Annotated in this window: 10 protein-coding genes; 9 read left to right on the forward strand and 1 reads right to left on the reverse strand. The window is 70.7% G+C overall.

Features of this window, described 5'->3' with window-relative positions; genetic code table 11:
- The first annotated feature begins 191 nt into the window (after positions 1 to 191).
- The 8 genes from ACGFRG_RS00765 to ACGFRG_RS00800 all read left to right on the forward strand — a co-directional run bounded on the left by ACGFRG_RS00765 (position 192) and on the right by ACGFRG_RS00800 (position 11,008).
- Positions 192 to 1,082: a TauD/TfdA family dioxygenase gene (locus ACGFRG_RS00765; RefSeq protein ID WP_361416373.1), complete on the forward strand. Its 891-nt coding sequence runs from the start codon at positions 192 to 194 to the stop codon at positions 1,080 to 1,082.
- Complete coding sequence (locus ACGFRG_RS00770) at positions 1,079 to 1,609, forward strand: FcoT family thioesterase (protein ID WP_393259939.1); 531 nt, start codon at positions 1,079 to 1,081, stop codon at positions 1,607 to 1,609. Before ACGFRG_RS00765 ends, ACGFRG_RS00770 begins: the two co-directional genes overlap by 4 nt.
- A gap of 73 nt (positions 1,610 to 1,682) precedes the next feature.
- Positions 1,683 to 3,269, forward strand: a complete 1,587-nt coding sequence (locus ACGFRG_RS00775) for a fatty acid--CoA ligase (protein ID WP_393260784.1) — start codon at positions 1,683 to 1,685, stop codon at positions 3,267 to 3,269.
- A 79-nt stretch (positions 3,270 to 3,348) separates the two neighbouring features.
- Positions 3,349 to 3,606, forward strand: a complete 258-nt coding sequence (locus tag ACGFRG_RS00780) for a phosphopantetheine-binding protein (RefSeq protein ID WP_361416379.1) — start codon at positions 3,349 to 3,351, stop codon at positions 3,604 to 3,606.
- The gene (locus ACGFRG_RS00785; RefSeq protein ID WP_393259941.1) at positions 3,593 to 7,966 is read left to right on the forward strand and encodes an amino acid adenylation domain-containing protein; all 4,374 of its coding nucleotides are present in this window, start codon (positions 3,593 to 3,595) and stop codon (positions 7,964 to 7,966) included. The genes ACGFRG_RS00780 and ACGFRG_RS00785 overlap by 14 nt, the downstream gene beginning before the upstream one ends.
- A 95-nt stretch (positions 7,967 to 8,061) precedes the next feature.
- Positions 8,062 to 9,129 (forward strand): ABC transporter substrate-binding protein, encoded by a 1,068-nt coding sequence (locus tag ACGFRG_RS00790; protein ID WP_393259944.1) that lies wholly within the window; start codon positions 8,062 to 8,064, stop codon positions 9,127 to 9,129.
- Between the two features lie 71 nt (positions 9,130 to 9,200).
- The gene (locus tag ACGFRG_RS00795; protein ID WP_393259946.1) at positions 9,201 to 10,175 is read left to right on the forward strand and encodes a FecCD family ABC transporter permease; all 975 of its coding nucleotides are present in this window, start codon (positions 9,201 to 9,203) and stop codon (positions 10,173 to 10,175) included.
- Entirely contained in the window at positions 10,172 to 11,008 is an 837-nt protein-coding gene (locus ACGFRG_RS00800) for an ABC transporter ATP-binding protein (RefSeq protein WP_393259949.1), read from the forward strand. The genes ACGFRG_RS00795 and ACGFRG_RS00800 overlap by 4 nt, the downstream gene beginning before the upstream one ends.
- Before the next feature lie 39 nt (positions 11,009 to 11,047).
- Here ACGFRG_RS00800 and ACGFRG_RS00805 read toward each other — a convergent pair whose 3' ends face one another.
- Entirely contained in the window at positions 11,048 to 12,244 is a 1,197-nt protein-coding gene (locus tag ACGFRG_RS00805; protein WP_393259952.1) for a GDSL-type esterase/lipase family protein, read from the reverse strand.
- A gap of 530 nt (positions 12,245 to 12,774) precedes the next feature.
- On the opposite strand from ACGFRG_RS00805, the gene ACGFRG_RS00810 reads away from it, so the two are divergent.
- The gene (locus tag ACGFRG_RS00810; RefSeq protein WP_361416397.1) at positions 12,775 to 12,897 is read left to right on the forward strand and encodes a hypothetical protein; all 123 of its coding nucleotides are present in this window, start codon (positions 12,775 to 12,777) and stop codon (positions 12,895 to 12,897) included.
- Positions 12,898 to 12,969: the final 72 nt, after the last annotated feature.

The raw sequence follows: 12,969 nt of genomic DNA on the forward strand, positions 1-12,969 counted from the left end.
GCTGCAAGGCGGAGGAGGGCGGCGACGCGTGGGGGTGCCCCCTGGTCGAGCGGAGCCGAGAGCTTGGGGGAGTCGGCAACCGACGACAACGCGGCAGATGGGCGTGCCACACCCCCACGTCCCAGGCAAGATCCACCGGACAGGCCCTAGCCCCAACTCCTCTCTCCGCGTACACGGAAGGAAGTACCCCCATGCAGATCAAGGACCAGCCCGGCACGGCGCTCGGCGCGACCGTCGAGGGCTTCGACCACACCATCGCCTCGGACGCCGACATCGCCGCGCTCAAGCACACCGTCTACACGAAGAAGATCGCCGTGCTGAAGGGCCAGGACCTCTCCCCCAAGGAGTTCCTCGCGCTCGGCAAGCGCCTCGGGCGCCCCGAGACGTACTACGAGCCGATGTACCACCACCCGGAGGTCACGGAGATATTCGTCTCCTCCAATGTGCCCGAGAACGGAAAGCAGATAGGCGTCCCCAAGACCGGCAAATTCTGGCACGCCGACTACCAGTTCATGCCGGACCCCTTCGGCATCACGCTCATCCACCCCCAGGTCGTTCCGCAGAAGAACCGCGGCACGTACTTCATCGACATGGGCCGGGCGTACGAGCAGCTGCCCGACGACCTCAAGAAGGAGATCGCCGGAACGCGGTGCAGACACTCCGTGCGCAAGTACTTCAAGATCCGGCCGCACGACGTCTACCGCCCCCTCTCCGAGATCATCGAAGAGGTGGAGCGCAAGACCCCGGCCGTCGTCCAGCCGACCACCTTCATCCACCCCATGACCGGCGAGACGGTCCTCTACATCAGCGAGGGCTTCACCGTCGGCATCGAGGATGCCGGCGGCAGGGCGCTCGACGAGGAGTTGCTGCAGCGGCTGTTCGAGGCCACCGGCCAGCTCGACGAGACCTTCACGCACGACGGCATCCACCTGCAGAGCTTCGAGCAGGGCGACCTGCTGGTCTGGGACAACCGCAGCCTCGTCCACCGCGCCCGGCACACCACCACCCCCGAGCCGACCGTCTCGTACCGCGTCACCGTGCACGACGAGCGCAGGCTCCACGACGGAATCGAGGCGGCATGACCCTCTCCTCCATAGCCCAGCAGCACCCCACGGACGAGGACCTGCTGAGCCGCGTCCTTGCACCCTACAAGGACCACTGCAAATACCTGCGTTCCGCGATCGTGAGCGAGAACGAGGCCGGACGGGCGGTCGCCCGCTGTGAATTCGCGATCCCGGATTCGTGCTACATCGACGACACCGGCCATCTGAATTCCGTCGAGGTGAACATCTGCTACAACCAGATGATGTATTACCTCGTCGCCAAGTCCGTGAAGGAGGGGCTGGGGACGGGGTTCGAGTCCTGGACGCTGGACGACTTCTGGAAGCACCAGCTCCCGGACATCCTGATCGCCCGTTTCACCGCGACCTTCCGGCGACCGGTCAACCCCCGCGCTTTTTGGGGCGAGATGGAGTTCCGGTCCGTCACCCGGCGGGCCCGGACCAACGGCACCGCGTTCCTGGCCGCCGAGACCGCCTTCCGCTATGGGGACGCCGACGCGGGGCGCTGCAACGGCGAGGCGGTCCTCGCGATCGTCAACGTGGCGTGACCCGGCCATCGTCCTTGACTTTGCCCCCTTGCCATCCGCCTGCGCGGAGAGAGGACCACGACCTCCCATGACCATGGACAGGTCCCAGGAATCCCCGACAACCCGGGAAACGCTCCATCCCCCGGAGCCCCGAACGCTCGTCGAGACCACGAGCTTGCACGCCCGCCTGCGGCCCACCACCCCCGCGGTCCTGTGCGAGGGCCGCACCCTGACGTACGGGCAGTTGCACCGCGAGAGCAACCGCATCGCCCACGCGCTGCGGGCCGCCGGACTCGCCCCGGGCGACCGGGTCGCCTACCTCGGCAAGGAGTCCGAGCACTACTACGAGATCCTGTTCGCCTGCGCCAAGAGCGGCACCGTACTCGTCCCCGTCAACTGGCGGCTCACCGCGCCCGAGGTCAGCCACATCCTGGAGGACTCGGGCACCCGACTGCTCTTCCTGGAGGACGAGTTCGGGCCGATCGTCGAGAAGATGCCGACCGCGCCGCCCGAAACGGTGGTCCCGCTCGGCGAGCCCTTCGCCGCCTGGAAGGCGTCCCACCCCGACACCGAGCCGGGGGTGGACGTCACCCCCGACACACCGGTCGCCCAGCTCTACACCAGCGGCACCACCGGCCTGCCCAAGGGCGTCGTCCTCGCCCACCGCAGCTTCTTCGCGATCCGTGACGCCCTGGCGAGCGAGGGTCTGGACTGGATCGACTGGCGCGAGGGTGACATCGCGCTGATCGGCATCCCCGGATTCCACGTCGGCGGCCTGTGGTGGGCCACACAGAACCTCAACGCGGGCACCACGGTGGTCGCGATGCGCGCCTTCACCGCCCGCCAGGCCGTCGGCCTCATACGCGACCTCGGCATCACCACCGCCTGCGTCGTCCCGGCCATGCTCCGCATGATGCTGAGCGAACCCGGCGTCGGCGCCGAGGACTTCACCACCCTGCGCAAGACGGTCTACGGCGGCTCCCCGATCTCCGAGGCCCTGCTGGAGCAGAGCCTCGCCGTGCTCGACTGCGAGTTCGCGCAGATCTACGGCCTCACCGAGACCGGCAACACCGCCGTGTGCCTTCCCCCGGCCGCCCATGTTCCCGGCGGACCGCTCATGCAGGCGGCGGGACGGCCGTATCCGGGCGTGCGCGCCAAGGTGATCGACGGCGAGGGCCGCACACTGCCGACGGGCGCGGTCGGGGAGGTCTGCCTGGCCACGCCCGCCCGCATGGTCGAGTACTGGGGGCTGCCCGAGAAGACCGCCGAGACCCTGGTCGACGGCTGGATCCACACCGGGGACGCCGGATACATCGACGAGGACGGCTACGTGTTCATCCGCGACCGCGTCAAGGACGCCATCCTCGTCGCCGGTGAGAACGTCTACCCGGCCGAGATCGAGAACGTACTGGAAGGCCACCCCGAGGTGGCCGAGGCCGTCGTCGTCGGCGCCCCCGACGAACGCTGGGGCGAATACGTGCACGCCTTCGTCGTCCCCGCCCCCGGACACCAGCCCCGCCCCCGGGACCTGCACACCTTCCTCGTGCCACGGCTCGCGGCCTTCAAGCTGCCGGCCCGCTACGAGTTCCTCGACGCCGTACCGCGCAACCCCAGCGGGAAGATCCTGCGCCGCGAACTGCGCGACCGTTTCTGGGGCGAGTCCGCGCGCAAGGTCAACTGACCAACCGGAACACCCTGTTGCGGCAGTCCCACCACGACCACACCACCCTGCCGAGACAGCCCTATCGAGAGAGACCGACATGCCTGCCCCGCTCACGCTGGAGGGCTTCCGCGCGGACCTGGCGGAGTACCTGTACCAGCAGCCCGACGAGGTCGACCTCGACGAGCACCCCCTCTACGCCGGACTCGACTCCCTGCGCATCGTCACCCTCATGGAACGGTGGCGGGAGAGCGGCGCGGACGTGACCTTCGTCGAACTCGCGGAGTGCACCTCGTTCGCCCAGTGGTGGCAGCTGCTCTCCGCGCGGCAGGAGGGCGCGGACCGTGCCGACGTCTGACAAAGGCACGGACGCGCGCCGTCCGCTGCTCGCCGCCCAAGAGGGCATCTGGACCGGCCAGCGACTCGACCCGGACAGCCCCGCGTACAACACGGCCGAGTACGTGCACATCCACGGCCCCGTGGAGGTGCCCGCCTTCGAGGCGGCCCTGCGCCATGTGGTCGCCGAGACCGAGGCCCTGAACGTGGCCTACGTCGTCGACGGGCAGGGTCGCCCCTGGGAGACGGCCGCCCCGGCCGACGGCTGGCGCCTGCACACGGCCGACCTCACCGCCGAATCCGCCCCGCATGCCGCCGCCCTGGCCTGGATGGAGCAGGACATGGCCCGCCCCGTCGATCTCGCGCACGGCCCCGTGCACGGCCCCGTGTTCGGCCACGCCCTGATGCGGGTCGCACCGCAGGAGTACCTCTGGTACCACCGCGTGCACCACATCGCGCTCGACGGCTTCGGCCTGTCGCTGGTCGCCCGCCGGGTCGCCGAGGTCTACACGGCCCTGACGGCGGGCGAGCCGGTGCCGGACAGCGGATTCGGCACCCTGGCGTCGGTACGGGAGGAGGAACACGCCTACCGGAACTCGCCTCACTTCGCCAAGGACCGCGCCTACTGGGCGGACCGGTACGCGGACCGGCCGCCGGTCGCGACCTGGGCTGCCCGTACGGCCCTGCCCGCCCGCACCTTCCACCGCAAGGTCGCCGACCTCGACGCGGCACGGACCGAAACCCTGCGCGCCGTCGGCCGCGACCTGAAGGTCACCTGGTCCGAGGTCCTGCTGGCAGTGACAGCGGCTCAGCTGCACCAGGCGACCGGCGCCCCGGAGGTCGTGCTCAGCCTGCCCGCGATGGGCCGCCTCGGCTCGGTCTCGCTGCGGGTGCCCTGCATGGTCCGCAACATCCTGCCGCTGCGCGTCGAAGTCACCGAGTCGGACACCCTGCGCGACCTCGCGATGCGGATCTCCCGCGAACTGCGCGCCTCGCTGCCGCACCAGCGCTACCGCTACGAACAGCTGCGGCGCGACCTCAAACTCGTCGGCGGACAGCGCCGGTTGTCCGGACCGGGCGTCAACATCATGCCGTTCGCGTACGACCTGCGGTTCGCCGGTCGCCCCAGCACGGTCCACAACGTTTCCGCGGGCCCCGTCGACGACCTGGCCGTCAACGTCTACGACCGCTCCGAGGGCGCGGGCCTGCGCATCGCCGTCGACGCCAACCCCGACCTCTACGACGAGGCGGACGTCGTAGCCGTCCAAGAGGGGCTGTTCGCCCTGCTGCGCGCGGCCGTCGCCGCCCCGGACCGGCCGCTCGGCGGCCTGCGGGCGCGCGCGAGCGTCCGCGTCCTGGACGGCGGGCCGCTCCCGGGCCCCGCCCGTCCCGTCCTCGACCTGATCGCCGACCACGCGGCCCGGCGCGGCGGATCCGTCGCCGTCGAGCAGGACGGACGCGCTGTCACCTACGCCCAGCTCCTCGGCTCGGCACGCGAACTCGCCCGTCGGCTCGCCGACCGCCGGGTCGGCCGCGGCGACCTGGTGGCCATGGCGCTGCCCCGTGGCATCGAAGCCGTCACCGCCATCCTCGGCGTACTGCTCTCGGGCGCCGCCTACAGCCCGCTCGATCCGGCTGCGCCCGCCGCCCGCCGGGCACAGCTGCTCGACGACGTCCGCCCCGCGCTCGTCCTGACGACCGGCGAGTGGGCCGGGGACTTCCCGGAGCACGACGTGCTGCTGCTCGACCAGTTGGGGCCCGGGCCGGCGGCCGCCCGGCCGACGGCTCCCGCGCCCGAAGACCTCGCCTACGTCCTGCACACCTCGGGCTCCACCGGACGCCCCAAGGGCGTCGAGATCGGCCACCGCGCGCTCGCGCACTTCGTCGCCGGGGCCACCCACCGCTACGGCATCCACCAAGGCGACCGTGTCCTCCAGTTCGCCCCCCTGCACTTCGACGCCAGCGTCGAGGAGGTCTTCCTCACCCTGTGCGTGGGCGCCACGCTCGTCGTGCGCGGGGACGACATCACCGAGTCGGTCCCCGCGTTCCTCGACGCCTGCGCACGGCTGCGGATCAGCTTCCTCGACCTGCCCACCGCGTACTGGCACGAAGTGGCCAACGCCGTCTCGACCGGCCTCGCCGCGCTGCCCGCCGAGGTGCGCACCGTCGTCATCGGCGGCGAGGCGGCCCTGGCCGAGCGGGTCGACCGCTGGCGCGCGGCCGTCGGTACGCAGGTGCGGCTGCTGAACACGTACGGCCCGACCGAGGCCACCGTCGTCGCCACCGTCGCCGACCTCCACGACCCCGCCCTCGCGCCGTCGGACGTCCCCATCGGGCTCCCCCTGCCCGGCACCCGCGCGGCGGTCGTCGACGGCGAACTCCACCTGCTGGGCGACAACTTGGCCCTCGGCTACCGTGCCCCGAGCCGAGGAGAGCAGATCGCGGACGCCGCCCGATTCGCCGCTCTCGACGCGCTGCCCGGGGCACCGCGCGCGTACCGCACTGGCGATCTCGTACGTATCGGTGGCGACGGGCAGTTGCGCCATCTGGGCCGCTCGGATGCCGAGTTCAAGATCAGCGGACATCGCGTGCAGCCCGCCGAGGTCGAGAACGCCCTCCTGGCGCACCCGGGCGTCCGCGACGCCGCCGTCGTGGGACAGGTACTTGCGGACGGGGCGCGGCGCCTTGCCGCGTACGTCGTCGCGGACCAACCCACCCCGGCGGTGGCGCTGATCAGGGACCGCCTCCGGGCGACCCTGCCCGCCGCGATGATCCCGTCGGCGGTGGAGTTCCTGGACAGCCTGCCCCGGACGAGCTCGGGCAAGACCGACCGGAAGGCACTCGCCGCGCGTGCGCCCCTTCCGCGCGCGGAGGCGACCCCCAGCACGCTGGAGCGCACCGTCGCCGCCGCCTGGCAGCAGGTGCTCGGCGTGGCCGCCGTCCACGCCGACGACGACGTGTTCGACCTGGGAGCCCAATCCCTCCACGCCATCCAGGTCGCCAACCGTCTCGGTACGGAACTGCGTCGCGAGCTGAAGGTCGCCTGGCTCTTCCAGCATCCGACCCCGGGCGAACTCGCGCGCTTCCTGGACCGCCAGGCCTCGCAAACCGCTTCCGAGCTCCCCCGGCCCCTGGACCACCAGGCGCCGCCGATCGCTTCCGGGCTCCCCCGGACCCTGCTCGCCGACACCGTCCTCGCCCCGGACATCCGCCCTGGCGACGCCCCCCGGGCAAGCGCCGCACCGGACCGGATCCTGCTCACCGGCGCCACCGGCTTCGTCGGCGTACACCTGCTGGCCGAACTCCTCGCGCGTACGGACGCGGAGGTCGTCTGCACCGTGCGGGCCACCGGCCCGGCCGAGGCCACCGCCCGTATCCGGCAATCCCTGCGGACCCACCGGATAGCACTCCCCGACGCGGCACACACACGTATCACGGCGGTCCCGGCGGACCTGGCCCGCCCCCGGCTCGGCCTGGACGAGCGGCTGTTCGGCGAGCTCACGCGTACCTGCGGGGCGATCTTCCACAACGCGGCGACCGTCAGCATCCTGCGCGAGTACGCCACCCTGCGCGCCGCCAACACCGAGTCCACCAGGGACCTGCTGCGCATGGCGGCCGTACGCTCGGCACCCCTGCACTTCGTGTCGACCCTCTCGGTCGCCCCGCCCCTCGCCCTCAGCCCCGAGGTCCCGGAGGCGTTCCTGGCGCCCCACCCCGGGCTGCGCTACGGCTATCAGCAGTCGAAGTGGGCGTCCGAGCGCCTGCTGGAACAGGCCGCCGAACGGGGTCTGCCGGTCACCGTGCACCGGCTCGGCAGGATCGTCGGCCCGCGCTCCACCGGGTACGTCAACGAGCGGGACTTCCTGTGGAGCGTGCTGCGCGCGGGGGTGCCCGCCGGAATCGTCCCCGAGCTGTTCGAGGAGGAGACGTGGACACCGGTCGACCATACCGCGCGGGCCGTCATCCACCTCTGTCTCGGACAACGCCCGTCGGTCACCTCGGTGTTCAACCACGCCGCCACCGACCCGGTGCGGCTGAGCGACGTATACGACTGGCTGGAGGAGTACGGCTACCCGCTGCGACGTATGCCGTTGGGCCAGTGGCGTGCGCGGCTGTCGGCCGCCTCGGGGGTGGCGGCGACCACACTCGCCTTCTTCGACTCCCGCGAGGGGGACACCGACACCGAGGAAGCGACCGGCACCGACCTTCGCCTGGGACGGATCCGTACCGACAACGTCGTGAACGGCCTGCGCGACAGCGGCATCACGTGCCCGCCCGTCGACCGCGACCTCGTCTTCCGCTACCTCGACCACTGCGTCGCCGCCGGAACGCTGCCTGCCCCGACCGCCGGACGAAACCGTCCCGCCATGTCCGCGAAGTAGTCCGGGAGCTGCGGGAACTCACGGACCCGGCACCCCGACTACTGCGGCAGAACCACGACATCACCACATCACCACCCCCGCAGCAAGGAGCCATCATGTCGAAGAAACGGCCGGTCGCCGTCGCCCTGGCCGGGGCGCTCTGTCTGGTCAGTACGGCATGCTCCGGCTCCTCGACCGACAAGAGCGCGACCGGCGGCGGGGCGGCGTCCGCGGCCGACGCGAAGTCCGGATACCCGGTAACCCTGGAGAACTGCGGAACGTCGCAGAAGTTCACCAAGGAGCCCGGCCGGGTCGTTGTCATGAACGGCGCTTCGGTCGCCGAGGTGTCCACACTGCTCGCCCTCGGGCTCCAGGACAAGATCGTTGCCAACCAGCAGCGTTACGGCATGTCCGAGGTCCCCGGGCGGGCCGCGGCCATCAAGGCCCTGCCCACCGGCGACGTCAAGCTCAACGACGCCTCCGACATCCCCCGCGAGGCGATGATCGGGCTGCGCCCCGACCTGGTGCTGTCCACGACCTCGTACGGCTTCGACCAGAAGAACGGCTTCGCCACCCGCGACCAGCTCAAGCAGGGCGGCGCCAACACCTATGTCTCGCCGCAGGGTTGCGACCAGGACACCTCCAAGATGACCATCGCCGACAGCTACACGCTGCTGCGCGACCTGGGCAAGGTCTTCCACGTCTCCGACCGCGCCGAGAAGATCGTCGCCGCGTCGCAGAAGCACATCGCCGAGATCTCCGCCAAGGTCAAGGGTGAAGGCAACGGCAAGGGCGACGGCGGGAAGCAGCCCAAGGTCATGGTCCTGTTCTCCAACATGGCCATGGGCGGCAACGACTTCAGCTCGGTCGTCGCCAAGGGCATCTACAACGACATCCTCGCCAAGGCCGGCGGCACCAACGCCTTCGAGTCGGCCTCCAAGACCTCCTTCGCCGACCTGAGCAAGGAGAAGGTGGCCGCCACCGACGTCGACGCGCTCGTCGTCATCGGCTACAACGACCCCGACCCGGCGGCCTACGCCAAGAAACTGCTGAAGGAGTTCCCCCAGTGGCCGGCCGCGAAGAACAACAAGTACGTGGCACTGTCGGATTCGATGTACCTCGGCCCCAGCAACGACCTGGCGGTGGAGAAGATCGCCAGGATGCTGCACCCCGACACGTTCTGAGGCCCGGCCTCCCGGGGCGGCCGCGGCTGCCGCTCGCGGTTCTCGGACTGCTGGTCGCGCTCGTCGCCGCCATGGTGGCGGCGGTGAGCATCGGCGCGGTCAACGTCCCGGTGGCCGACGTGTGGCGGATCCTGCTGCACCACATCACCGGCCAGGGGGCCACCGACGACCTGGCGCTCGACCAGATCGTCTGGACCTTCCGCGCACCCCGCGTCGCCCTGGCCGCCCTGGTCGGCGCCGGCCTGGCCGTCGCCGGGGCGGTGCTCCAGACCCTGGTCTCCAACCCGCTCGCCGACCCCGTGGTGCTCGGCTTCTCCTACGGCGCCTCGCTCGGGGCCGTACTGGTCATCACCCTCGGCGGCGTCGCGCTCGGCGGGTTCGGCGGTCTGGGGGTGTCGGGAGCGGCGTTCGTCGGCGCCCTGGCGGCCGGTGCGCTGGTCTTCGTCCTGGGCCAGAGACGGGGGCGGCTGGCCCCGACCCGGCTGGTCCTGGCCGGGGTCGCGGTCGGCTACGTCCTGCTGTCGGTGACGAGCTTCGTCCAGTTGCTTGCGACGCCGACCGAGCTGCGGACGGTGATGTTCTGGATGCTGGGCAGTGTCGCGGGCGCGCAGTGGAGCCAACTGCCCACCGTCACCGTGGTGGTGCTGGCGAGCACGGTCGTGCTGACCCTGTTCGGGCGGCGGCTCAACGCCCTGCTGGCCGGGGACGAGTCCGCCACCGCACTCGGCGTGGACGTCAACCGGCTGCGCGCCGTCCTGCTGGTGATCAGCGCACTGCTGACCGGTACGGTCATCGCCGTCGCCGGTGGTGTCGGTTTCGTCGGCCTGATGATCCCTCACCTCATCCGCCTCACGGTCGGGGCCGACCACCGCAGACTGCTGCCCCTGACCGCGCTGCTCGGCGCCGTCTACCTGGTCGTGGTGGACCTGCTCTCGCGCACTCTGACCCGCCCCAACGAACTGCCGCTGGGCATCCTCACCGCGCTGCTCGGCGCCCCCTTCTTCCTGTGGCTGCTGCGCCGCAACAAGGGCCTGGATTCCGTATGAAACTGACCGTGGACCGCCTCCATGTCGCCCTGGACGGCCGACCGATCCTCCATGCGGTGAACCTTCAGGCCGCCAAGGGCGACATCGTGGGTCTCGTGGGCCCCAACGGCAGCGGTAAGTCCACTCTGCTGCGCACCGTCTACCGCTCGCTGCGCCCGGCAGGTGGAGTGGTCACGGTGGGCGGCGACGACGTGTGGGAGCTGTCCGCACGCACCGCCGCCCGCCGCACCGCCGCCGTCCTCCAGGACGCGGGCACCACCACCGGTCTGACGGTGACCGAGATCGTCGCCCTCGGCCGCACCCCCCACCACGGCCTGATGGGCCGCGACGGCGCGGACGACCGCGAGGCCGTGGCCGACGCGGTCGCCCGCTGTGGCGTCGCCTCCTTCGCCGACCGCGACTACGCCACCCTCTCCGGCGGCGAACGCCAACGTGTCCTGCTCGCCCGCGCCCTAGCCCAGCGGCCGCAGCTCCTGGTCCTGGACGAACTCACCAACCACCTCGACATCCGCGCCCGCTTCGAGCTCCTGGAACTGATCCGCAGCACCGAGATCACCACCCTGGCGGTCCTGCACGACCTGGACCTCGCCGCCCGGCTGTGCGACCACCTCGTCGTACTCCACGAGGGTGCGGTGGTGGCGGCGGGACCGGTGCTCGATGTCCTGACCCCGGACCTGTTGCGCCGCGTCTTCGGTGTACGGGGCCGTACGAAACGGCACGCCGACGGCGTCGTCCGCATCACCTACGCCGCCCAGCCGCTCGCCTTCGACCGAGAGCCCGAACCGGACCGGGAACCCGAACCGGCAACGGAGCCGGAGCCTGTCGAGCGGTGACGCCCGGCCGCTCACATGCGGCCGGTCACACGCCGCCGGTCACGACACCGGGGCGAGATACATCCCGCTCCGGTCGGCCCCCGCCGTGTTCCGGCAGGTGAAACCGACGGCGGTGGCGGGCTGCGCGGCGATCAGGGAGAGGCAGCGCCCGGCGGCCAGCTGCCCGAAGTAGTTCGGGTGCATGTCCTCCTGGAGCGGCCCCTGCGTCTCGCTGCTGTCGATCCAGCGCGCCCACTCGCTGGTCTTCGCCGAAGCCGACGCCGTGGAACTCACCAACGTGCTCCCTGTGGCGCACACCTCACGCCCCTGCAGCATGTCCCGCAGATCGAGGAACTGCGCGCCCTTGGCCGCGGCGACGTCCTTCAACCGGCCCGCGATCTGCGGAACCAGCGAGTCCCGCGCCCAGTCGGAGTCCCGGTCCCAGAACGGGCATCCGCCGGTGTTGACACGGCTCCAGCCGCTCTCGGTGTAGCGGTTCTCGGCGCCGCGCGGGATCGGCGACGGGTAGGACTGCAGCACGATCCGGTACGAGGAGTCGGCGTATCCGGCCGCGCGCATCACGGCCCTGATCTCGTCCAGGGACTTGCCGACGTTCGCCATCGCACCGTCGATCTTCTGGTCCACCGTGGCCTGCTGGTCGTCGGAGCAGTACGAGTTCCAGACGATGTAGTCGCGCGCGCACTGCGCGATGACGTCGGCGAAGCCGAGGTCGTTGCCGCCGATCGACAACGCGATGACCTTCACGTTGTCGGTGGCGGCCACGGCGGCGAGCTGATCGGCCTGCGGCGCCTCACCCTTGAGGGCGACGCCGCCGTCGGAGGCGCGGAACACGTTCGCCGTGGTCGCCCCGGAACAGGCCAGGTTCACCGCCACATCGGCGATCGCCCCGGCGCTCCTGACCTCGGCGGAGTCGGACCGGTCACACCCGCCCGACGTGGCCCCGTACACGTTCACCGGGTCGTAGGAACTCCCGTTCCACGCCCGGTCGGTGCCGTCCCTGCTGCCCGAGTCAGTGAGGCTGTTGCCCTTCCAGCGCCCGGCCTCACCGGAGATATAGCTGTCGCCCATCGACACGACGGCGGTGGGCCCGCTCCCGGGTGCGGCGACGGCGCTCCCGGCACCCGCGGTCACCAACGCGCCGGCGGCAAGCGGCACGGCCATCCCGATCGCGACCAGCCGTCGCACCCGACCAACGGCCCGGTCCTTCTTCACGCTGACGTTGCGGAATTCGATCACGGCGGAACTCCTGCGTTCGGCCATGGCGAAGCCAGGATCAACTCCGTTGCATGGCTGGGGAAGGTGGGGGTACCGCCGGCCGGTGGCAACGGAAAGGTGACACACGACATGTTGTTACCACCAGGTAGCCGCAGATTACGATCAGGCAACGACCGACCGGGCGTTCGGGGAGCCGCACCGCGTGTCCACCAAGGAGTACGGAGCGCTCCAACTGCCGAACGCGGAGCGTTCGTGCGCCGCTGCCCGCTGCGGGCCTTCGGGAATGGATCTCGGCATCCCGTGGCTGTTGTCCATGGATCATGCCAGGTGGCGCTTGCGGCCACCCGGTTTCGTGTGTGTGGTTTTTGAGGGAGTGTCAGCAGCATGGCCGTTATACAGCCCGCCGTCGAGCGTGTACGTGTCTCCGCGGACCCCGACTGGTACGAGTCGGCCGGTATCTCGCTCGGCGTCCGGGTCGGGAACTTGGTCTACACATCCGGACAGGCCCCGATCGACGCCCAGGGAGCCACCGTCGGAGCATCTACGCCAAGTTGCGCGCGGAGCACTTCCCGAGCAAGCCCCACCTCGCGGAGTCGTTCGTGGAGGTCTCCTCCCTCGCCGCCCCTGAGTGGATGATCGAGATCGAGGCGATCGGGCTCGTCCGGGAAAGCTGAACCGATCCGAGGCCGATCCTCGACGTTGAACGCGTCTGGGTCGGCCTCCGGCAGCTCTTGATCCGGTCCTCC

The organism is Streptomyces sp. NPDC048696, from assembly GCF_043198895.1.
Classification (GTDB): domain Bacteria; phylum Actinomycetota; class Actinomycetes; order Streptomycetales; family Streptomycetaceae; genus Streptomyces.

Excerpts from the sequence above, each read along its gene's own strand:
- ACGFRG_RS00765 (WP_361416373.1), top strand. The coding sequence starts at position 192 with ATGCAGATCAAGGACCAGCCCGGCACGGCGCTCGGCGCGACCGTCGAG.
- ACGFRG_RS00770 (WP_393259939.1), top strand. The coding sequence starts at position 1,079 with ATGACCCTCTCCTCCATAGCCCAGCAGCACCCCACGGACGAGGACCTG.
- ACGFRG_RS00775 (WP_393260784.1), top strand. The coding sequence starts at position 1,683 with ATGGACAGGTCCCAGGAATCCCCGACAACCCGGGAAACGCTCCATCCC.
- ACGFRG_RS00780 (WP_361416379.1), top strand. The coding sequence starts at position 3,349 with ATGCCTGCCCCGCTCACGCTGGAGGGCTTCCGCGCGGACCTGGCGGAG.
- ACGFRG_RS00790 (WP_393259944.1), top strand. The coding sequence starts at position 8,062 with ATGTCGAAGAAACGGCCGGTCGCCGTCGCCCTGGCCGGGGCGCTCTGT.
- ACGFRG_RS00795 (WP_393259946.1), top strand. The coding sequence starts at position 9,201 with ATGGTGGCGGCGGTGAGCATCGGCGCGGTCAACGTCCCGGTGGCCGAC.
- ACGFRG_RS00800 (WP_393259949.1), top strand. The coding sequence starts at position 10,172 with ATGAAACTGACCGTGGACCGCCTCCATGTCGCCCTGGACGGCCGACCG.